The 19,204-nt window shown below is 71.7% G+C and carries 17 protein-coding genes; 1 reads left to right on the top strand and 16 read right to left on the bottom strand.

Annotated features, from left to right (window positions below; all coding sequences use genetic code 11):
- Positions 1-59 precede the first annotated feature (59 nt).
- From ABT160_RS28630 to ABT160_RS28570, 13 genes are all read right to left on the bottom strand, one after another.
- Positions 60-1,289 carry a DUF2398 family protein gene (locus ABT160_RS28630; protein WP_351650741.1) on the bottom strand — a complete coding sequence of 410 codons (1,230 nt, stop codon included), beginning with the start codon at positions 1,287-1,289 and terminating at the stop codon, positions 60-62.
- Positions 1,286-2,842: a DUF2397 family protein gene (locus tag ABT160_RS28625; RefSeq protein WP_351650740.1), complete on the bottom strand. Its 1,557-nt coding sequence runs from the start codon at positions 2,840-2,842 to the stop codon at positions 1,286-1,288. Before ABT160_RS28625 ends, ABT160_RS28630 begins: the two co-directional genes overlap by 4 nt.
- A 208-nt stretch (positions 2,843-3,050) precedes the next feature.
- Entirely contained in the window at positions 3,051-3,701 is a 651-nt protein-coding gene (locus ABT160_RS28620) for a PIG-L deacetylase family protein (RefSeq protein ID WP_351650739.1), read from the bottom strand.
- Positions 3,702-3,714: 13 nt separating this feature from the next.
- The gene (locus tag ABT160_RS28615) at positions 3,715-5,022 is read right to left on the bottom strand and encodes a phosphodiester glycosidase family protein (protein WP_351650738.1); all 1,308 of its coding nucleotides are present in this window, start codon (positions 5,020-5,022) and stop codon (positions 3,715-3,717) included.
- Positions 5,019-6,023, bottom strand: a complete 1,005-nt coding sequence (locus tag ABT160_RS28610; protein WP_351650737.1) for an aminoglycoside phosphotransferase family protein — start codon at positions 6,021-6,023, stop codon at positions 5,019-5,021. The genes ABT160_RS28615 and ABT160_RS28610 overlap by 4 nt, the downstream gene beginning before the upstream one ends.
- Positions 6,020-7,534, bottom strand: coding sequence for a Gfo/Idh/MocA family protein (locus tag ABT160_RS28605; protein WP_351650736.1), 1,515 nt, complete (start codon positions 7,532-7,534; stop codon positions 6,020-6,022). The genes ABT160_RS28610 and ABT160_RS28605 overlap by 4 nt, the downstream gene beginning before the upstream one ends.
- Positions 7,535-7,572: 38 nt before the next feature.
- The gene (locus tag ABT160_RS28600) at positions 7,573-8,718 is read right to left on the bottom strand and encodes an LLM class flavin-dependent oxidoreductase (RefSeq protein ID WP_351650735.1); all 1,146 of its coding nucleotides are present in this window, start codon (positions 8,716-8,718) and stop codon (positions 7,573-7,575) included.
- Between the two features lie 39 nt (positions 8,719-8,757).
- Positions 8,758-9,792 carry an Ldh family oxidoreductase gene (locus ABT160_RS28595; protein ID WP_351650734.1) on the bottom strand — a complete coding sequence of 345 codons (1,035 nt, stop codon included), beginning with the start codon at positions 9,790-9,792 and terminating at the stop codon, positions 8,758-8,760.
- A gap of 53 nt (positions 9,793-9,845) precedes the next feature.
- Positions 9,846-10,682 (bottom strand): protein kinase family protein, encoded by an 837-nt coding sequence (locus ABT160_RS28590; RefSeq protein ID WP_351650733.1) that lies wholly within the window; start codon positions 10,680-10,682, stop codon positions 9,846-9,848.
- Positions 10,683-10,784: 102 nt separating this feature from the next.
- Positions 10,785-11,684, bottom strand: coding sequence for an aminoglycoside phosphotransferase family protein (locus tag ABT160_RS28585; RefSeq protein WP_351650732.1), 900 nt, complete (start codon positions 11,682-11,684; stop codon positions 10,785-10,787).
- A 122-nt stretch (positions 11,685-11,806) separates the two neighbouring features.
- Positions 11,807-13,024, bottom strand: coding sequence for a GNAT family N-acetyltransferase (locus tag ABT160_RS28580; protein ID WP_351650731.1), 1,218 nt, complete (start codon positions 13,022-13,024; stop codon positions 11,807-11,809).
- Between the two features lie 18 nt (positions 13,025-13,042).
- A complete protein-coding gene (locus ABT160_RS28575) occupies positions 13,043-13,588 on the bottom strand; it encodes a MaoC family dehydratase (protein WP_351650730.1) in 546 nt (181 codons plus the stop codon).
- Complete coding sequence (locus tag ABT160_RS28570) at positions 13,588-14,520, bottom strand: HpcH/HpaI aldolase/citrate lyase family protein (protein WP_351650729.1); 933 nt, start codon at positions 14,518-14,520, stop codon at positions 13,588-13,590. The genes ABT160_RS28575 and ABT160_RS28570 overlap by 1 nt, the downstream gene beginning before the upstream one ends.
- A gap of 271 nt (positions 14,521-14,791) precedes the next feature.
- Between ABT160_RS28570 and ABT160_RS28565 the strand changes: the two genes are divergently transcribed.
- The gene (locus tag ABT160_RS28565; protein WP_351650728.1) at positions 14,792-16,108 is read left to right on the top strand and encodes a helix-turn-helix transcriptional regulator; all 1,317 of its coding nucleotides are present in this window, start codon (positions 14,792-14,794) and stop codon (positions 16,106-16,108) included.
- Positions 16,109-16,301: 193 nt separating this feature from the next.
- On the opposite strand, the gene ABT160_RS28560 is transcribed toward ABT160_RS28565, so the two are convergent.
- From ABT160_RS28560 to ABT160_RS28550, 3 genes are read right to left on the bottom strand one after another with little or no spacing between them, the layout of a single operon-like run.
- Positions 16,302-17,462 carry a hypothetical protein gene (locus ABT160_RS28560; RefSeq protein ID WP_351650727.1) on the bottom strand — a complete coding sequence of 387 codons (1,161 nt, stop codon included), beginning with the start codon at positions 17,460-17,462 and terminating at the stop codon, positions 16,302-16,304.
- A gap of 44 nt (positions 17,463-17,506) precedes the next feature.
- Entirely contained in the window at positions 17,507-18,610 is a 1,104-nt protein-coding gene (locus tag ABT160_RS28555) for a hypothetical protein (RefSeq protein ID WP_351650725.1), read from the bottom strand.
- Positions 18,607-19,203 carry a hypothetical protein gene (locus ABT160_RS28550; RefSeq protein WP_351650724.1) on the bottom strand — a complete coding sequence of 199 codons (597 nt, stop codon included), beginning with the start codon at positions 19,201-19,203 and terminating at the stop codon, positions 18,607-18,609. The genes ABT160_RS28555 and ABT160_RS28550 overlap by 4 nt, the downstream gene beginning before the upstream one ends.
- Between the last annotated feature and the right edge of the window lies 1 nt (position 19,204).

Raw genomic sequence — 19,204 nt, 5'->3', positions numbered from 1 at the left:
AACGCCGGCTCCAGCCAGACACCACCGATGCTCCCAACGAGGAGGGCCGATTAGCTGGTTCATCCCATCTCCATTCCCGTGCCCGCCAGTTCCTCGTCCGCGGCGAAGACTGTCCAGCGAGCCACCGCGGGGGACAGCCACCACCAGTCCTCGTATCCCTCCACCACCCGCAACAAGTCGGCTTCCTGCAGCACTTCGCGTACCTGGGCAGCCAACAGATCCGGACGCTGGCGAAAGTGTTGCCGCCAGCGCGCATGCCGTACCGCCAGGTCACCCAGGTGGCGCACCACACCGGAGGCAGCAGCCCCGTACCAGCCCTCACCAGGCGCCATGGGGCCGCCTCGCTCGCCGTGGTCGGCGAGGTAGTCGACAAGCAGCAACGTGGCGTGCCGGACCGTGCCCGAACTTCCCCCTTGCCAGTGAGGGAACCGAAAGGGCCCCAGTGTCCGCGGACTGCAGATCTCGTCAGGCACCACCAGGCTTGCCCCCTCCAGCCGATGCTCGAGGTGCAAGCCGAACAGCTCTGCTACTCGGGGCCCTTCCCTGCCCAGCTGGGAGCGGAACCAGAACTGTTCCGCCTCGTCCAGGTCGCAGATATGGACAACGGCTTGGTCGGCGAGCATCCCGCACACTCGTACACCTTCGTCGCCGGAACGGATCAGTGTCCGCAGCCAGCCTTCGGGGTCCGTCGCCGGGTCACACGCCCACTGGCCTTCCTCGTCCAGCGGCACATTGCGCGGCAGCAGATGCAGCAGTCGGGCATGGTGCACCTTGAGAAGCACCGGCGGATCCTCGCCATCGCACAGGAGTTCCTCGACGCTGCCGTGGATCTCTTGCAGGACCCCGCGGGCGCACAGCATCTTCAAGGCTGCCACCAGCGCGCTCAGCTCAGCCCTGGATTGCGTCACCGGGATCTCCACCTCCGCCGCGGCGCACCGCACCGCGGCGAGCAGGGGCCCCAGCTGGGTGGTGGGCGGAGTGCCTTCCAGAGCTGCGACGATCAGCCAGTACCACACCCCTTCCGCAGCGGCGCCCCGGGGCATCCGCTCGAATGGTTCGGGTGGCACCGAGACCCGTACGAGGTCCGCTTCGAGCGTCAACGTGCAGCCCACCGCTGCCAGGGCGGCGCGGACCGCTCGGGCGTGCCGGTGCACGGTGCCGATGAGCTCGTCATCCTGGCCGCCGATCAACCAGGTCCTGACCCGCAGCTGGCGCACCAGGGCAGAAACCGTTTCCTGGTCGTCTCCTTCGACGAGCTCGGCGTAGTGGGACGCGTTCCAGGCGCTCATCGCGCTACCTCCACGATGACGGACAGCTCATCGGGCGCCTCCTCGCGCCCCACGGGGATCCGCGTCTGGTGAACGGGGTGTGGCGGATGGAACAACACGCGCCGGCCCGCTACCAGCACCGAGCATTGGATACCGTCGACCCGGCCCACACCCGCAGCTGGCTCGAGTGTGCATCCGATGCCGCCGGCCTGGCCAGTTCGACCCGATGGCTCCTCCGCTGCCCGTGCCGCTGCCAGGACCGCTCGCAGAGCCAGTCTGATCGCCCCCCGGGACAATGGTCCTTGCTCAGCCATCACCTCGGCGACTGCCGCATCGTGCTCTGCCCGGCGCTGCGCGCGATGGTGGAGGGCCGGGCTCACGTCGCGTTGCTTGCGGGCCGCCACCACTCCCCGTGGGGAGCTCTGCCCGGTGGCCCGCAGCATCGCAAGGGCGGGCACCCGGGGCCCGTCGTGCCAGGAGACCACCTCCCCGTCACCGCCCTCGGCGACCGTGTGCAGCTTGGTCCACTGCCTATCCGCCTGCGCCTGGCGTAGTACCGCACGCCCATATCGCGGATCCTGGCAGGCAACGGCCAGGGACAGCGCTCGCGCCCGCAAGGTCGCCGGACCGCTCACGCTCTGATGCCGGCGCAGGTTGGCGTGCATCATGGGAATCGCCCGGACCAACTGCAGGCCGAACCGGGCGGCCCGACCCGTACCCGGGGCGAACCAGCCGAGCAACTGCTCCCAGTCTGCCGCGCGCAGGCCCCGCGACGGGGCCAGAACCCCGCGGGCCATCAGGGCCCCACCCGTGCTGTGACGCTGCCGTACCGCCGCAAGCTCGGCGAAGCGCGGCCGAAGCTGCTTGAGCTCCTGGTGAATCTGGACACAGGCCGTGTTCAGGTGAACCACCACATGCGTGGCATAGTCCAGGATCAGCTGCTTCAGCTCGCCGGTCGACTGCAGGTCGAGATTGAACCGGTCTGCTAGCTGAGCGAGCATGTCCGCCTGCCCCACCAGCGACGCATCGAGATGATCCTGCTCCAGGAATACCTGCCCTACCAGCTCTGACAGGGTCTCATCCGTCGTGTCGGCCGTACGCATGGTCACCAACGCCTGGCGGATCCGGGAGAGCCCGTCCAGCGGGATCTCCCGGGGAACGAGGCCTTCTCCAGCAAGCTGTGTCCACCATCGCTGCATCTGGCGACCCAGCGGCGTTGCGGTGTAGCGCCAGCGGGCCCCATTCAGCTCGTGCCAGCGCTCGACCTCCGAGTCAGGGCGGCCCGAAACCGCGAGGAACGTCTCCCCGAGCGTGCGCAGCCGGGTTGTGACCGTCGTGAGCGGCAGATCAGTACCGTGATCGAGGAGCGCGGAGCGCACTTCGGCGGGAGTCAGCTGGTCGACTGCCTGTTCCAACACCTCCATGACGGCTACGTACTCGGCTCGTAGTGGGCTCAGGACATAGCCCACCACCCGGGCCGGATCCCCGGCTTCCATCCCCGCTGCGGCCCAGCCTTCGACGACCCAGTCCGCAGTGCAGGCGCCCACAGAGGCATGCTCGGCCGGGTTCCCCATCCTTACCTCCTACCATTTGACTGAAATGTCTGATTGGAGAGTAAGGGTAGGTACTGACAATCTGGCGCCGCGCTGGTCAGCGCACACCAACGTCTCCCGCGGCTTTCGACGGTCAGCACTCCAGGAGCGCCTTTCGGGCGTCGCCATGCAGCAGGGTGAGCGAGCGCTCACCCTCCCGAGCTGACAGCTGTTCACTTAAGGTCGCTGCTCACGTGGGTGCGGCGAAGGTGATGGCCCGGCGGGTGCGGAACAGTTCGGCGCAGTTGTGTCCGGGCGGGAAGCGTTCGACGACGCGGTGGTGCACGTGCTGGCGGTAGGCCACGGTGGCCAGTGTGGTGAAGGTGTCCATGTCGAGCTGGTGTTGTGAGGTGAAGCAGGCCAGGGCGGCTGTCTTGGCCTGGAGGAGGGCGGGGGTGCCGACGAAGACGTCGGTGGGGTCGAAGGCGTTGCTGTAGGGGGAGCGGAAGTAGCTCAGGTTGTCTGCCTCGCGCAGGGCCACGGCGGTGGTTTCGTGGGCGGTGACCTGGTGGTCGAGGTGCTGGTCGTGGGGGAAGTGGGTGTAGACGAGGTCGGGGCGTCTTTCGCCGAAGACGCGGAAGAGCTCGCGGTTGATCTCCACACGCTGCTCGGTGAAGGCGTTGTCGGTGATGCGGGAGAAGGTGTACTGCGCGATGCCGAGGAGTGCTCCGGCTTGCAGGCATTCGGCGTGACGGCGTGCGGCGTGCTCAGGGTCGGCGGCCCCGGGGCTGAGGCAGTGCACGCGGACGTGGTCGCCGCGCTGGGCGTGGTTGAGGATGCGCATGCCCATGGCGATTTCGGCGTCGTCGGGGTGCGCGACGACGATCAGGACATCGGTCATGGCCGGCCTTTCTTCAGCGGGGGGTGAGGAGGAGGGCGCTGTGCAGGGCGCGGCCCTCGTGCCCGGCCCAGACGAAGGGTTGGGTGGGTGAGGTGGGCCAGCGCAGGTAGTGCATGCTGCCCGCCACGCGGGGGGTCCCGGCGTGGAGGTAGGCGATCTTGGAGGAGGCGCCGCCGTCGAGGTGGTAGACGTGCCGGGGGTCGAGGCCGGCGTCCGTGCAGAGCTGTGCGGTCTCCTGCGGGGTGGTACCGCGGAAGGTGTCGGTGTGGGCGGCGCCGTCGATGACCTGCAGCACCAGCTGGCCCGCGACCTGGGCGATCAAGGTCCGGGCATGCCGTGCGCCGTGCTGGAAGGGGGATTTTCCCAGGCAGTCACCGTAGGCGGGGGTGGGGCGGGTTGCCGCGTCGAACACGGATGGGCCCAGGGAGATCCCTGCGGTGAGCGTGCGCACCTGGTGTCCGTCGATGCCGGTGATCTCCACGCGGGCGCCTGGGGCGGTGTTCCGCAGGGGGTGCGGTGAGCGCAGGATGAAGCTGCCGCGGAACAGGTCGCTGCCGCCGCCTGGATGGATCTCACTCACCCGCAGTCCGTGGGCCGCGCTGGGGGAGACGACGTAGTCGACGCCGGTGGCGGTGCGAGGGGTGCGGTTGGTCGCCCGTTCGACATAGCGCAGCAGTCCGGTGCGGGAGTCGTCCCGGTAGCGGATGTGGCAGTTCGCGGCCGAGTACACGGTCAGCATCCCCGCTACGCGCGAGAGGGCGTGGGTTGTGTTGAGGGAGGTGCGGGAGCCGGCCCAGGCATAGCGGTGGCCGTCCAGGGTGAGGGTGCCGCGCGCGGCGAGGTCGCTGATCGTGGGAAGGCCGTCGCGCAGCAGCAGCGCGGGCTTGTCGGCGATGGGCAGGCTGGCGACGGCGCCGTGGTGACAGCACAGGTCCAGGCGCGGCTCGTCTGGCTGGTAGGCGCCGTCGTCGGAGATGAACGCGAAGGTGCCGCTCACCGCGGCCACCGCCCGACCCCGGCCGCTGATCAGGTCGGGCAGGTAGAAGGGGCGGGCGGCGGAGTGGACTTGGGCGTGGATGCGGTGCAGGTCCAGGGTGAGCGTGTGGGTGTTGGTGAAGCATCCCGCGCCCAGGTCCACGCTGCGGGTACGCAGATGGGCGCCCGGCGCGAGGAGAAGGTCCCGCCCGGCGGCGCGTACGGCGAAGGCACGTTGGTCGCGTGCGAGGTGCTGGATGCCGCGGACGTCATAGCCGTAGGAGCGCAGCGTCTTCATCGCCTCGCGCTCTTCGGTTCCCGAGGTGGCCGCGTGGGGCGCGGTCATGGGTGCACCGTCCCGGTCCGGGCGGCGTGCAGGAGGTCTTTGAAGGTGACGGGGCCGTGGTCGAGGAGCGTGTGTGTCTGGTCGCGGTAGTGGTCGGTGAGGGGGGCCGGCTGGTCCAGGGGGTAGGGGGTGGTGCTGGTGCCCAGCCGGTAGAGGACCACCGCCGCGGCCACGGTCGCGGTCAGTTCCGCGTCTGCGCGGGTGAGGGGCTTGCCTGCCTGGTAGGCCAGGAGCAGCGCCGTGAGCAGGGCGCGCAGTTGTGCGGGCTGGCTGAGGTGGTGGATGAGCAGGTGTGCGGTGAAGTAGCCGATGTCGTACAGCGGCCAGCCGTGGTGGGCGTTGTCCAGGTCGCACAGGCCGATCCGGGCCGGGGTGATGCTGATGTTCTTGGGGGCCAGGTCGCCGTGGATGAGCTGGTGTCCGGGGCGCGTGGCCATCTGTGCCAGGGCTGCGTCGACGGTGGGGTGGCTGAGCGAGCGCAGTGCGAAGTCGTGCTGGTAGAGAGGGAATCGGGGGTCGGGCTGCGGCTGGGGCAGGGGAATGTTGTGGCCGGCGCGGTGGATGCGGCGCAGGGCGCGGCCCAGCCGGGTCATCTGTGCCGGGGTCGCGTTGTGTGTCTGGAGGTGCTGGTGGTAGGTGCGCTGGTGGGGGAACACGTCGCTGAGGACCAGGGTGTGCGCGGCGGGGTGGAAGGCGAGCACGCGGGGCAGGATGCCGGGCGCCGCGGCGTGGTAGTGCTGCAGCAGGTGGCGTTCGCGGGTGATGAGGGCAGGGTCGCTGCGCAGTGCGGGGATGCGGGCGAAGTGCTCCCGGCGGATCTTGATGATCACGCGGCGGGCCGGTCCGCGTACGGCGAAGACGTGGGCGACGTTGCCGCCGGTGATGCGTTCGATGGTGTGGGGGGTGCCGGTGTGGGGGAGGCAGTCGGCCAGGACGCGCGGCACGTCCGGGCCCAGGAGGTCCTCCAGCGTCGGCAGGCTCGGGAGCGTAGGGGCGCTCACCGGGAGATCACCTTCGCGCTGGGCATCGGTGGGATGGTCGTGGGGTGCGGCGTGTTCAGGGGGAGGGTGACCTCGGGCGGGCGGCCACTGAAGCGGTGGGCCATGGACAGGTAGCTGCCGGCCATGAGAGTGGCGGCCGTGTGGTGGGTGGAAAGGTCCGAGCGCATCTGGTGGCGGCTGCGCCGGTTGTTGAGGTAGAGCAGGAACTCTTCCATGCTGCGCCGCCGTGAGGAGGTCTGGGTCGGGGTCGCGAGCTGGCCGTCCACGGTGGTGCTCAGCGCGGCGTGGTCCAGGCGCGCGTAGGGCTTCCAGGCGTGCTGGAAGCGGTTGTTGCGAAAGACGTGCAGCTCGATGTGCCGGTCCCCGCCCGGCGCGTGCCGGTCGCCGGTGGCGTGGGGGTCGGGCAGGGTCTGCAGGCAGTGCAGGTGCAGGGCCTGGAAGGGGCCCTGCTGGACGATGTGCGTTTCCTGCCGTACCCGGCCGTTGCCCTTGTACAGGGCGCTGGCGGGGGTGAGGGTGCCGCGCTGGGAGAAGCCGTTGTGGAAGAGGTTGAGGGAGGCCAGGGTGAGGGTGCGCCCGGCGCTGGTGAACGCGGCGCTGATGGTGGCGTCCACGTCGCCGAAGCCGTGCAGGCCGGCTTCCAGCTCGGCGTCGGTGTAGCGGTTGCGTGCGCTGAAGCCGTTGAAGAGCCGCGCGTAGTCCTGGACGGTGAGCTGTGCGAGGAGGTCGGCGGGCCGGGTGATGTGCGCGTGGACACGGACGGTGTCGGGGGTTTTGCCGCTGGCGTCGGCGGCGGCCATCAGCCAGGGGACGATGTCGAAGAAGTGGTAGCCGCTGTGGGCGCACTTGCCGTAGCCGCGGTCGTAGCCGTGGTAGTCGAGTTCGAGGAGTTCGTCGGGCAGGCGCCACTGGCCATCACTGTGAAAGGACTGTACGGCAGTGACGGGGCAGCCGGTCGTCTCGGCGACGTCGGCGATCAGGTCGCGCAGCCGCCAGAACGCCGGATGGTAGCGGCGCTGGGCCTGCACGCTCACCAGTACGTGCGGGTGGGCCTGGCGGGTCCGCGCGTAGCGCTCCAGGAGGTCATCGACGTCGGCCAGCGCGGCGCGGGCCTGCACGGGGTCGGTGGAGGCGTGCGCGCGTGCGCCCAGCGGCTTGTCCACCAGGACGCTCAGGCCGCACTCCAGGGCCCAGCGGGCGTAGACCATGTGGAAGGCGGGCTCGGTGGCCACCACCACCGCATCCACACGGGCGCTTGCCACGAGCGCGTCCAGGACCCGGCGCACACGGCGCGGCAGTTCAGGCACTTCGGCGGCGAACGGCTCGATCAGGCAGAGCGTCAGGCCGTCGGGAACGTCCTGGCCGTCCAGTTCAGGCGCGGCGCCCCTGTCGGTGACGATGTCCACGGCACTGACGGTGCCGACCAGGCCCTGGCGCTGGCCTGCGGCCAGGGCGGGCAGATGGGAGCGGCGGGCGTGCGGCCCGACGCCGATCACCAGCACGTTCTTCATAGCCCTCTTTTCCTTTCGCGGTGCGGCAGGGGTGGTGATTACCGGCTGATCGGCGGGGCGAGCTGGCGGCGGCGCAGTTCGGGCAGGAGGCCTTCGCCGACCATGTAGGCCTCTTCCAGGTGGGGGAAGCCGGAGAGGATGAACTCCTCGATGCCCAGCGATGCGTACTGGGCGATCCGGTCGGCGACTTCGCTGTGGCTGCCGACCAGTGCGGTGCCCGCTCCGCCGCGCAGCAGCCCCACCCCGGCCCACAGGTTCGGGGAGACTTCCAGGTCCGGTGCGCTCCAGGAGCCGTCGCGAAACCGTGCGGTGAGCGCCTGCATGCGGGCCTGGCCGGTGGACTCGCTGGCGGCCAGGACGTTGTGCACCCGGGCCACGTGGGCGGGGTCGAGACCGTCCAGGAGACGCGCGGCGGCCGTCCACGCTTCGGCGCTGGTGTCACGGGTGATGATGTGCAAGCGGATCCCGAAGCTCACGGTGCGGCCCTGCTGGCGGGCCAGGCCCTGGATCCAGGCGACCTTCTTGGCGACCTGTTCGGGCGGCTCGCCCCAGGTGAGGTAGGTGTCGGTGTGCCGGGCCGCGACAGGCCCGGCGGGGGTAGAGGAGCCGCCGAAGTACAGGCGCGGCATCGGGTCGGGCGGCGCGAGGACCGTCGCCCCGGCGACGTCGTAGTAGGCGCCCTTGAAGGTGAGCGGCATGCCGCTCAGGGCGCCGCGCAGCACGGTGAGGAACTCATCGGTGCGCGCGTAGCGTTCGGCCTTGTCCAGGTGGTCACCGAAGCGGGCCTGCTCCTCGCGTTCGCCTCCGGTGACGACGTTCAGCATGAGCCGTCCCCTGGAGAGCCGCTGGAAGGTGCTGGCCTGCTGTGCTATCAGCGTGGGGGAGCTGAGGCCGGGGCGGAAGGCGACCAGGAACTTCAGCCGCTCGGTTTCCCGGGCGAGCGCGGCGCAGGTGATCCACGCGTCTTCGCACCAGGTCCCGGTGGGGGTCAAAACGGCCTCGAAGCCGGCCGCCTCGGCGGCCTGGGCGATCTGTGTCAGGTAGCCGATGGTGGGGGCGCGGAACCGGTCCGCGCTGACCCGCTTCTGTTCGCCGGCCAAGGGCTCGGGGCCGTGGGTGCCGCGGGTGCCCACGGTCAGGGACCGGCCGTCGCTCGCGGTCGGCAGGAACCAGTGAAAACGCATCGCCCACTCCAATGGGGTGAAACCACAAGGGCAAGAGAGTCAGTCGGAGGTGAAGTCGCCTGCCGCGCGGGCCTGCAGCCGCCCGAGCAGGGCCCGGTCCACGTCGAGGTGACCGCGAAGCCGTGCCATGCGGGCGCGTTCGGCACTGCGCTGGCCGGGCAGACGCATGCCTGCGCCTTGCGGGCACAGGGCGGTGGCGAGTTGGGAGTTGGCTTCCCGGTAGCTGCCACCTTGGCCTGCGAAGGCTGGGTCGAGGGCGAGGAAGACGTAGCCGGTGCTCCACGTCGAGTCGACCTGGGTGCCCATGGGGAAGCCGAACAGGGACCCGGTGAGGACCTGGATGAGCAGGGACAGGGCGAAGCCGCGGTGCTCGCCGAAGACCATCGCCGCGTGCGCGGCCGCCGGGTCGGTGGTGAAGTCGCCGTGGGCGTCGACGAAGGCGTCGGCGGGCAGCGGCGTGCCGGAGCGGCGGGCTTCCCACAGCACGCCCATGGGTGCCAGCGTGGTCGACATGTCCGCGCACATGCTGCCGTCGGTGGTGGGGATGGCGAAGCTGACCGGGTTGACGCCGAGGAGCGGGGCGCTGGCGCCGTGCACGACTGCCTCGGGGCGGGAGGTGTTCGCCACGATGGCGAGCAGGCCGTGGTCGGCTATCTGTTCGCTGAACGTGGCGAGGATCCCGTAGCGCTGGGTGTTGATGACGCCGGCCACGCCTACGCCCAGGCGGCGGGCGCGGTCGGTGGCCACCTGGGCGGCGAAGGAGGCGCTGAGCGGTCCGATCTCGCGGTGGGCGTCGATGACCGTGAACGCGCCGTGCTGGTGGACGATTTCCGGCTCGGCCTGCCGCTCGGGGAAGAAGCGGGACTCGAAGGCGAACTTGGCCAGCCCGTGCGAGGGCTTGCCGCGCAGTTCGCCCTCCAGGAAGTGCGCCGCCACCTGACGGGCCGCCGGGGCCGGGACGTGAGCTGCGCGGCAGGCGGCGGCCATCAGTTCTTCGATGTCGGTGATGGCCAGGCGCACACGTTCCGGATCGGCCGGGGGCGGTTCCTCGCGCGGCAGGGGGGTGCGGGACATGCGTCCTCCGGTTGCAGGCAGGGAGCGGGGCGGGCAGGGCTGCTGGGGAGCGGCTAGGTGTGCAGGCGGTGGTGCTGCCAGGCCTGGGCGGACCGCAGTTGCCCTTCTCGCTCGGCGCGGCGTGAGAGGGCGCAGGTGGCCGCTTGTTCGGCGCGGCGCCGGGCGAGCACGCTCACGAAGGTGTCGGTGGCCTCGGGCGCGGCGCCTGCCCAGGCGGGCAGCGCTCGCCTGGCCCAGGACTCGGCCTTGGCGGGCCGGGTGCCGCCGTCGATGATGTGGGCCAGGAGGAAGCCGCTGCTGAGCCACCCGGCTCCCTGGGCCGGCCGCGCCCAGTCCACCAGGACCGCGCGGCCGCCGGCCTGGATGAGGATGTTGCCGCCGTTGAGATCGGTGTGCACGAGCCGGTCTCCGGCCAGCAGCCCCAGGTCCAGACCCGCGCCCAGGTGCGCCCACCGCGTCTGGGCCCGCAGCCGCACCCCGGGCGGAGCCGGCAGCGCGGCCAGATGCCGGACCGCCCGCGCCGCGGCATCGCGGTCCGCGGAGCCCGCAGACAGGTCACAGGTCCGGCCGGGTACGTGTTCGAACAGCAGCCACCGCCAGCCGCCGGCGCTTCCCTCGTGCAGCAGCCGCGGTGCCAGCGCCGCCACGGCGCCCGCCACGCAGGCCTCGCTGTCCAGGGTGCCCGCGTGCCGGTGGGCGCGGGGCATGGCCTTGAGGAACACCCGGCCGCCGGGTACGTCCAGGGCCAGACGCAGTCCGGCCCTACGGCCCCAGCCGGTTTCGGCCGCAGCCCGGACGGGGCCGGCAACTGACTCGACGGCGCCCCGCAAAGACGGCGGGACACTGCACCACACCCGGGATATGACCGGGCGTAACGGGACGGTGTTCATCGAGGTCTCCTGCGGGGGAGGGCGCAAGGCGCTGCGGTCAGGTCCGTGGCGGGCGGGCGGTGCAAGGGCGGGTGCGGGAGTCCGGGCGGGTCCTGCGGTAACTCAGGGGCGGTGGGCGGCCATCCGGTCCAGGACGAGGTGTCCGCGCGCCACCAGGTCCTCGCGGGCCTGGGCGAGGCCGTTGCGCAGGTAGGACACGCCCAGGCGGACGGTCAGCAGCTGCAGCAGCCGCTCCTCGTCCGCGGTCAGCGGGCGGCCGTAGCCGGTGAAGTACGCCGCACGCAGGTCCGGGCGCCTGGGCCACAGGGCACCGAACAGCCACCGGAACTCGGAGGCGGCCACCCCAGGCGCGGCCGTCGCGAAGTCGATCACGCCGTGGCGGCCGCTGTCCTGGTCGAACAGCCAGTTGCGGGTCTCGTAGTCCCCGTGCCGGTACACCAGGGGCAGCGCCTGGGCCAGGCCGCTCAGTTCCTTGGCGGCGTCCTGGACCAGGGCGAGCCGGTCGGCTGCCAGGTAGGGCCTGACGTGCTCCACGCAGTCGGCGGCCTCGCGTTCCTGGTCGTCCATGTCCGCCTGCACGGCGGCCCGGTCGGCGCTGGTGGCGGGGGCGGACGCGTCGTGCCAGCGGCGCAGCAGCCGCCCGGCGTCCTCGTGCAGGCGCAGTTCGGTAGCCGTTTGCAGCGGCAGGTCGCGCACGACGCGTCCGGGCAGCGCAGAGGAGAGGATCGCGCGCAGCTGCGGGTCGCAGGCCAGCATCCGCGGTGCCTGGCTGGGGTGCAGGTGCGCGGCGGTGAACGCGTAGGCGGCCACTTCCCGCTCGAAGTCACCCGTGCTGGGGCTGATCTTCACGAACGCGCTGCGGCTGCCCGCGCTGACCCGCCACACCCGGGAGGTGGCGCGCGGCCAGGAACGGTCCTCGCCAGAGTCCAGTCCGGGCAGGTGCTGGGCGACCCAGTCACGCAGTACGGGCGGAAAGGGCTTGGCGCTCTGGTGGGTCGTCATGGCAGGAACTCTCCGTGCGTGCGAAGGAACGGCGGTGGGCCAGGCTGTCCCGGACGGTCCCCCGGCCGGGTGCTGTCGTGGGGTTCAACGGCGCCGGAGGAGACCGGGGTGTGCGGCGGAGCTCAGAAGTAGTCGGCGAGCCAGGCCTCCCGGTCGGTGGTGGCGGCCAGCAGGCGGGCCAGGGCATCCGCGTTTCCGCGGATCCCGGCCAGTGCCGCGGCCGCCGTGCTGCGGTAGCCGCCCGCGTACCAGACCGCGAACTGGCCCCCGCTCAACGTGACGTCGGCAGCACGGCCGCGGGGCCCGCCGGGATCCAGCCGGGCCCGGCCCCCGCCGATGGCCAGCGTGAACCGGCGACCGGCCTCGCCAGCAGCCTCGCCGCCGGCGTCCGCGTCGGCCGCGGCATGGCCGTGATCGATGTCGAGGACGAGTTCGTCATCCAGGTGCGGGGGCCAGCCGCGCAGTTCGACGGCGCGCACCGGGTCCAGGACACGCAGCATCCACGGATGCCAGGAGCGGGCCCGGGCCTCGCCGATACGGGCCAGGCGCTGGGGCAGCAGCGGGCCGGGCGGCAGGGCCGTGCGTTCGAACAGAACACTAGGGATCCTGCCGTGGTGGCCGCCCAGGAATGCGAGCATCCCATCGGACGTCGCCGCGTCGGCGGCCCAGAAGTCATACACGACGAGCTCCCGGCCGCCCGGGGCGCGCCGTACGGCGACCGCCAGGGCACCGGTCGCCTCCCGCCCGGGCGGGGCGAACGCGTAGGTCGCCACATCCGGGTGGGCCTGCTGCTGCCAGGCGGCCCACCACGTGGGGCGCTGCCACGGCCCGTTCCACTGGCCGGCCAGCCGCTCACGCAAGCCTGCCAGCGCGCCGCTGTCCCCGTGGGTGATCTCCAGGGTGTCCGTGGCGGCCTGCTCGCGGCGCAGGGCGGCGGTGGGGACGGTCCAGGACAGGACCTGTGCCGGAGCTTCCCAGCCCAGGCGCCGCACATAGCGGCTGGAGGCCGTCCACAAGGTGGCCAGGACCGCGCCCTGTTCCCGCACCGCACGCACCCGCTGAGCCATCAGCTGGCCGGCCAGGCGGCCACCGCGCTCCTCGGGGGCGACAGCGCCACAGCCCAGGCTCGCCGCGGGCACCGCGCGCCCGCCGAACCACTGCGGGACCACCACGCCCAGGCCCCCGGCGACGACCCGGCTGCCCCGCAGGGCCACCCGCCGGTCCCCGTGCGCACCCAGCAGCGCGATGTCGGGCACCGTCTCGCCGTAGGCACGGGTGGCCAGGGCCTGGTACTGCTTCCACTGGCCGTCGTCGGCCGCGGTGAACTCCACGTCGTCCATATCTGCTTCCAGGTGCGGCTAGTAGCCGGTGGCGTCACGCACGACGCTGGCGTCGAGGGGGACGAAGAACGTGCGGCTGCCGGTGATCACCAGCTCGCCGTGCTGGTTGACGCCCTCGACGAGGCAGGTGACGATCCCCTGGTCCGGACGGCTGCCCGAGGGGCGGGCGGCCAGCACGGTGCTGCGCGCGTACAGGGTGTCGCCGATGTGGACGGGTGTCTTCCAGCGCACGTCGTCCAGAGCGAGGTTGCCGGTGGTCAGGCCGCTGGTGGTACGGACGGTCATGCCCAGGACGAGGGTGAGCGTGAGGATGCCGCAGACCAGGACACGGGGCTGGCCTGCCGCCTGGCAGTAGACGGTGTCGCAGTGGACGGGCGCCTCATTGCCCATCAGCGCCAGGACCTGCACGTGATCGGCTTCGGTGACGGTCTTGCCCGGACGGTGCTCGATGACCAGGCCGGGCACGAGGTCGGTCAGGCCCAGGCCGACGACCTCGCGGATCCGGCCGCCCTGCACGCGCCGGAATCCGGCCGGAACTGCGGCCAGTTGCTGGATGTCCGTCATCAGTTGCCCTTCGGAGCGGGGACAGGGGACGTGCCGCGGTTGTCGGTGGCGGGGGTGGCCCGGCGGATGAGGGCACGGGCGGCTGCCACCACGGGCGGCCCCACCATCGCGCCGCCGGTGGTCGTGATGCTGCCGTGGGCCGCATCAGCTGCCTGCAGCACCGCGCGGGCGGCCCGCAGCTCCTGCGCCGTGGGAGCAAACGCTTCGGCGATGACGGAAACCTGTTGTGGATGAACGGCGACCTTGCCGCAGAAGCCCAGTTCCGCCGCCTCCACCGCGTCCTGGCGCAGCCCGCCGCGATCGTTGAGGGCGAAGAAGGGCGAGTCCACGGCCGCGATCCCGGCCGCGGCCGCGGCCGTCACCAGCTGCGAGCGCGGGTACCACAACGCCCTGGAGGTCAGGCGGCACCCGGCCGCCGCCGCATAGTCGGCCGCCCCGAACAACACCCCCGCGAGCCCGGGCATGTTCACGATCTCCTCCAGGGCGACCAGCGCCCTGGGAGACTCGATCAGAGCCCACACCCGCGTCACCGCCCGCGCGGCACACGCGGCCCGAATCACGGCGTCGACCGCTCCGCCCGACTCGGCCTTGGGCACCACCACCAGGTCCGGCCACACATTCCACTCAGCCATCGCGGCGATGTCCTGCTGCCCGTCGGCGCTGTCCACCGCGTTGATCCGCACACCGAGCACGGGACCGCCCGCACCCCTCGCACGCGCGCTGACGAACGCAAAAACCGCAGCCCGCGCGGCGGCCTTCGATCCCGGGGGCACCGCATCCTCAAGATCCAGCAAGACCACGTGAGCGCCACAGCCCACTGCCGTAGCAAAACGCCCGGGCGAGATCCCCGGAGTCACCAGCCACGCCGGCCCACCGATCCCGGGCGACGGCTCGGGCAGCACCGCGTCACACCCGGTGAACGAAGCCTGCATGTTGCTCTCCTCTCCAGCAGCCGGCCACCAGACCGGGAACGTGAACACACTCGGCACACCCCCGCATCCACAACCGAGGGGACGCAGGCCACCGGGCGGACGGCGCACCCTGCGGTGTCACCGGCGGCGCCGTGCACAACGGCCACGGCCGCTTGAGTGACCGAGTGTCGAGCAAAGGCACCTATTCGCACAGGAGTTGGATGTAGTCCCGGTGTAGTCCCGCACCCGCGAACCACCCCCTCACCTCGCGCGCGCGTGCTTGGATCGACCCATGGACCCTCGCCGAGAGCGCCATCCCCTGGCCCTCGCCCGCATCGCTCTGGGACTGTCGGGCGAGCAACTGGCCCGCCTCATCCGGGCCGAGGCACAAGCCGAGGGCCTGCGCTCGGGCGTCGACCGCCAGCGCGTGCACAAATGGGAACAGGGCGTCGTGCCCAGCCCCGAATCGCAGCGGTACATCGCCCGGGTCCTGGGGGTACCCGACGCCGCGGTCGACCCGGCCAACTGGCCGCACTGGCTGCCCACCAGCGACGCAGGAGTCGTTCCCCTGGGACACGCCAGCACCGTTCCCGCCCTGCGAGAGGCTTTGAACACCATGGACCGTCGCACCCTGCTCAGCGCCATCCCGGGATCCGCGCTCATCGCCCTGGCCGGCACCTGGGCCGCAACCGACGCGGCCGCCAGCCCCGCCACACCCATGCGCCCCGGAACGCCGGTCGGCGACGACGTCGTCACGCTGCTGGAAGACACCAGCGCCCGCCTCAACGCCCTGGCCACCGAGCAACGCCAGCACATCGCCCCGCTCTACGACGCCCACCTGGCCCGCGTCACCGACCTCATCGACGCCCACCGCTACCCCCGTCCCCTGGGCGTGCGCCTGCACCGGCTCGCCGCCAGCCTCGCCCAGAGCTGCGCCTGGATCCAGTTCGACAACGGCCATCACGAAGCAGCCAGCCGCTACTGGATCGCCGGCCTGCACAACGCCCACGCCACAGCCGACCGCGACATGGGCGCCGCACTCCTCAGCGACCTGGCCTATCAGGCAGGCTGGCGCGACGATCCGGGCACCGCCGCGGGCATCCTCACCCGGGCGCTGCGCCGCACCACCCACCCGGTCGCGAGTTCGCTGCTCTACCTGCGCCTGGCCCGCGCGCAGGCGGCGCTCGGTGAACGCCACGCGACCCTGCAGGCACTGGGCGCTGCGGAGCGGCTGCTGAACACCGCTGACATGGGCGACATCCCCACCTGGTGCGCGTGGATGTCGCCTGCCGACCTGGCCGTGGACTCCGGTCGCTGCCTGCTGGACCTCGGCGACACCACCCAGGCACACCGACTCATCGCCGAAGGCCAGGCCCTGCTGCCCGCCACACGCGACAAGACCCGCGGCGTGTTCCTGACCTACGCGGCCATGGGCCACCTCACCCGCCGGGAACCGGAGGCCGCCGCAGCCGCGGCCCTGGAGGCCCTGCGCCTGGCCCAGCGCATCGACGCACCCCGCTGCGTCCAGCTGGTACGCGAACTGCGCCCCGCCTTCGCTGACTTCCCCACCGCCCAGGGCGTGCCCGAACTCCTGCACGCCGCCGCGTAGAACAGGCCCCGCACTCCTCCACCAGCAGGACACGCGCGGGCCACGGCGCGCCTGGATCACGCACCCGGCACGCACGCACCGGTGGTGAGCCCGCCGTGAGGCCGAAGGGCGACGCGGGCGGTTCACGGAGTCTGGATGGGTCGTGAGGTGCATCGTGCCCTCCGGCGAGCGGGGAGAGGGTGTCCGTGGACGATCAGTGGAGGGTGTTGAGGGTGGCGAACAGGTCGTGCCATGCCGCCTGGGGGTGGGGCGGGTCGAGGGCGGCTGCGGTGGTCACGCGGTGCAGGAGCGTGCACATCAGCCGGCAGTGCGTGGCGACGGCGCTGTCGGTGACGCCGAGCGGCAGGTCTGACGGGGTGCTGAGGATGCTGACCAGGTGATGGGCGGTGTCGGCCGCCCACAGGGCGAGCACGGCCCGCAGCATTTGTGCGCCCCGTTCCGGGGACTGGCGGGCGGCCTGGTCATCCAGGAGGTGGGCCAGTGCGGTCAGGACGTACTTGCGGCCGACGGCGGTGGCGGGGGAGTCGGTGAGGATCAGCAGGGTGGTGCGGGAGATCAGCCGGGCCAGGTCGGCGTACGGGTTCGACCACTGCAGGGCCGGGCTCAGCAGCGTGAGCTGGTCGCGGGTGTCGTCGTAGAGCAGGTGGTCGGGCTGCAGCGCACCGAAGGTGAGCACCGGCCGGCCGGGCAGTTCCCGTACCAGCGGGATCAGGGTACGCATGCTCGCAGTGATCACGGGTTCGATGGTGGCGAGGGTGCTGGTGGGGATGCGGTCGGTGCGCTGGAGGTGGTAGCGCCAGGTGCTCTGTGCGGACAGGCCGTGCAGGAGGCGGTTGGTGATCTGGCAGCCCGGCGCGGTCACCGGCGGCAGAGCCCCGCCGCTGACCGGCGCGACGGCGGCCAGGGCGCGTGGCAGCAAGTCCGTTGCCCTGCACGGCTCTTCGCGGAGCAGGTCGGCGAGTGGTTCGGTGTCGGGGGATGCGGGGGTGAAGAGCACCCCGCGGGCATAGCCGGCCGCGCCCGCGGCGGGTAGTCCGGCTGCGGTCAGGTGCTTGAGGTGGGTGTGCTGGGCGTGGGTGGGCGGGGCGGTGGTGGCCAGGTGGGCGCGCATGCGGGACTGCAGCTGCTCCAGAGGGCCATAGGTGCCGCGCAGCGCGGTGGCGACGGGGACGCCCATGACGGGGACCTTCGCCACGAGCCGCCGGTCCTCGACGTCGACTCGGTAGAGCAGGCTGTTCAGCGACGGCACGGGCGTGAGGCGGGTGATCGTGTCGTCGGGCCAGAGCTGTCGTACGGCGCTGTCGACCAGGGTGGCGCCGAAGGTGGTGAGGGCCGTGTAGGTGGGTCCAGGCATGAGGAGGTCCGAGTCCTTGGCGGGAGTGCGCGAGCGGGGCGGGGTTATCGGGGGGTGCGGCGGTCGAGGTCTGGGGCGGCGTAGCGGCCCAGGCTGATGCCGTAGCTGCGGATGCGGTCGAGGGCTTCGGTCATGGAGCCGATCGCGGAGAGCGCGGACTTTCCGTGGTGGATGCGGTGGATGGCCTCGACCTGCCAGCCGTAGGGGAGTTCTCGCAAGACATGCCACAGCTCCCCGCCCCGGTGACGGTCCTCGGCGCGGTCCTGGAGGCTGGAGGCGTCCGCCGCGGGGGCAGGCAGTGCCCGCCCGGCGTCGGCGTCACGCTGGGCAGCCGACAGGGCCACATCCAGCGGTGTCCGTGCCTGGCCGTCCTCGCACCGGCCCCGTGCTGTGTACGCGGTCTTCGGGTAGCGCTGCAGGCCCAGCACCATGCTGCGCCACTCATCCGGGAGCTTTTCCAGGGCTTCCAGGAGCTGCTCGGCCTGCTCGGCACCTCCACGCAGGGTGTCCGCTCCGGGTTGCCACAGGCCGGTGATCCGCGGTGCGTTCTGGACGATGCGCTGGGCGAGGAACGGGCCGATATAGGGCCCGGCGGGCAGCGAGATGTGGTGATAGACGGCCGCCTGGTCGGCTGGGGACAGCCTGGGCCACAGGCGGCGGGCGCGTAGTTCGTCCCAGGGCAGCAGGGCCGCGTCATGGGCCGCGCGGGAGAGGGCCAGAGGGCTGTGACGGTCGGGTTCCTTCAGGACGGTCAGGGCCGCGTCGACGAGTCCGAGGCGATGGCTGTCGGGCCGTACGGTGTCCAGCTGGTGCCCGCACGGCCCGGGATGATCCGTGTACAGGTTGCAGCTGTCTTGGCTGGCGTGCGGGTCAGCGCGGTTCGCGCAGTCCTTGAGGGCAAGGCACTGCGGTTCGCTGTCCGGGTCGTCGTCCCACAGCACCCAGACGGCCTGGTCAGGACGATGATGAAGGAGCCTTCCGACGCCTGCGTGGCACTGCTCCGCGAGGTGTTCGGCCAGCTCGCAGAGCACCGAGTGCCGGACGATGCCGCGCTCTTCGTGGGCGGCCCACAGGGCGAGCTGCAAGGTCTCGGGGACGCGGATACGTACTCCGCACGTCCGCACCAGAGCGGAAGGGGACGTACTCATGACCGGTGGTCCTTTCGCACGATGGGCAGCGGTCGCGCGGCGGGCGTGGCGGTCGGCACGGAACGCTGGTGCGCATCCGGCTGCTGTGCGGGGCAGTTGTCCGCAGCCGGGCGGGACGGGGTTCCGCGGTCGGTGCGCACCAGCGCGCGGAGGACGCTGCCGTGCGGAGCGCCACGGCTGGTCCAGTGACAGCACTCGGTGATCGCGCTGAGCCGCTCGTGCCGGGGCGGCAGGACAGTGCGGGCTGGTGCGCTGGGGAGGACCAGAGCACACCAGAGGAACTTCCCGGGCCGGTCAGCCGGGATGGGGTGGAAGGAGAGGCTGCTCCAGCAGGCAGTGAGGTGTCCGTCGGGGAAGGCGAGGTCGAGCATCGCGGCGAAGGCCTGCTCGATCCGGCCGGCCAGGCCGTCTTGGGCGTGCGGGGCAAGGAGCTGCCAGCGTGCGAGGTGGTGGCGGTGGACGGCCAGGGCCGTTTCCAGGGGCTGGTGCGGGGTGATCTGGCAGGCCGTGAAGCGGGGGATCCAGAGGTCTTCCTGCCAGGGGCGGGGCAGGTGGAGTGCGTGGACGGGCACGTCGGTGAGGAGTCCGGTCATC

This window comes from Streptomyces sp. NPDC001941 (assembly GCF_040296945.1).
In the GTDB taxonomy this organism is placed as follows: domain Bacteria; phylum Actinomycetota; class Actinomycetes; order Streptomycetales; family Streptomycetaceae; genus Streptomyces.
The sequence above is the reverse complement of the archived record's forward strand: the minus strand, read 5'-3'. Positions and strand labels throughout refer to the sequence as shown.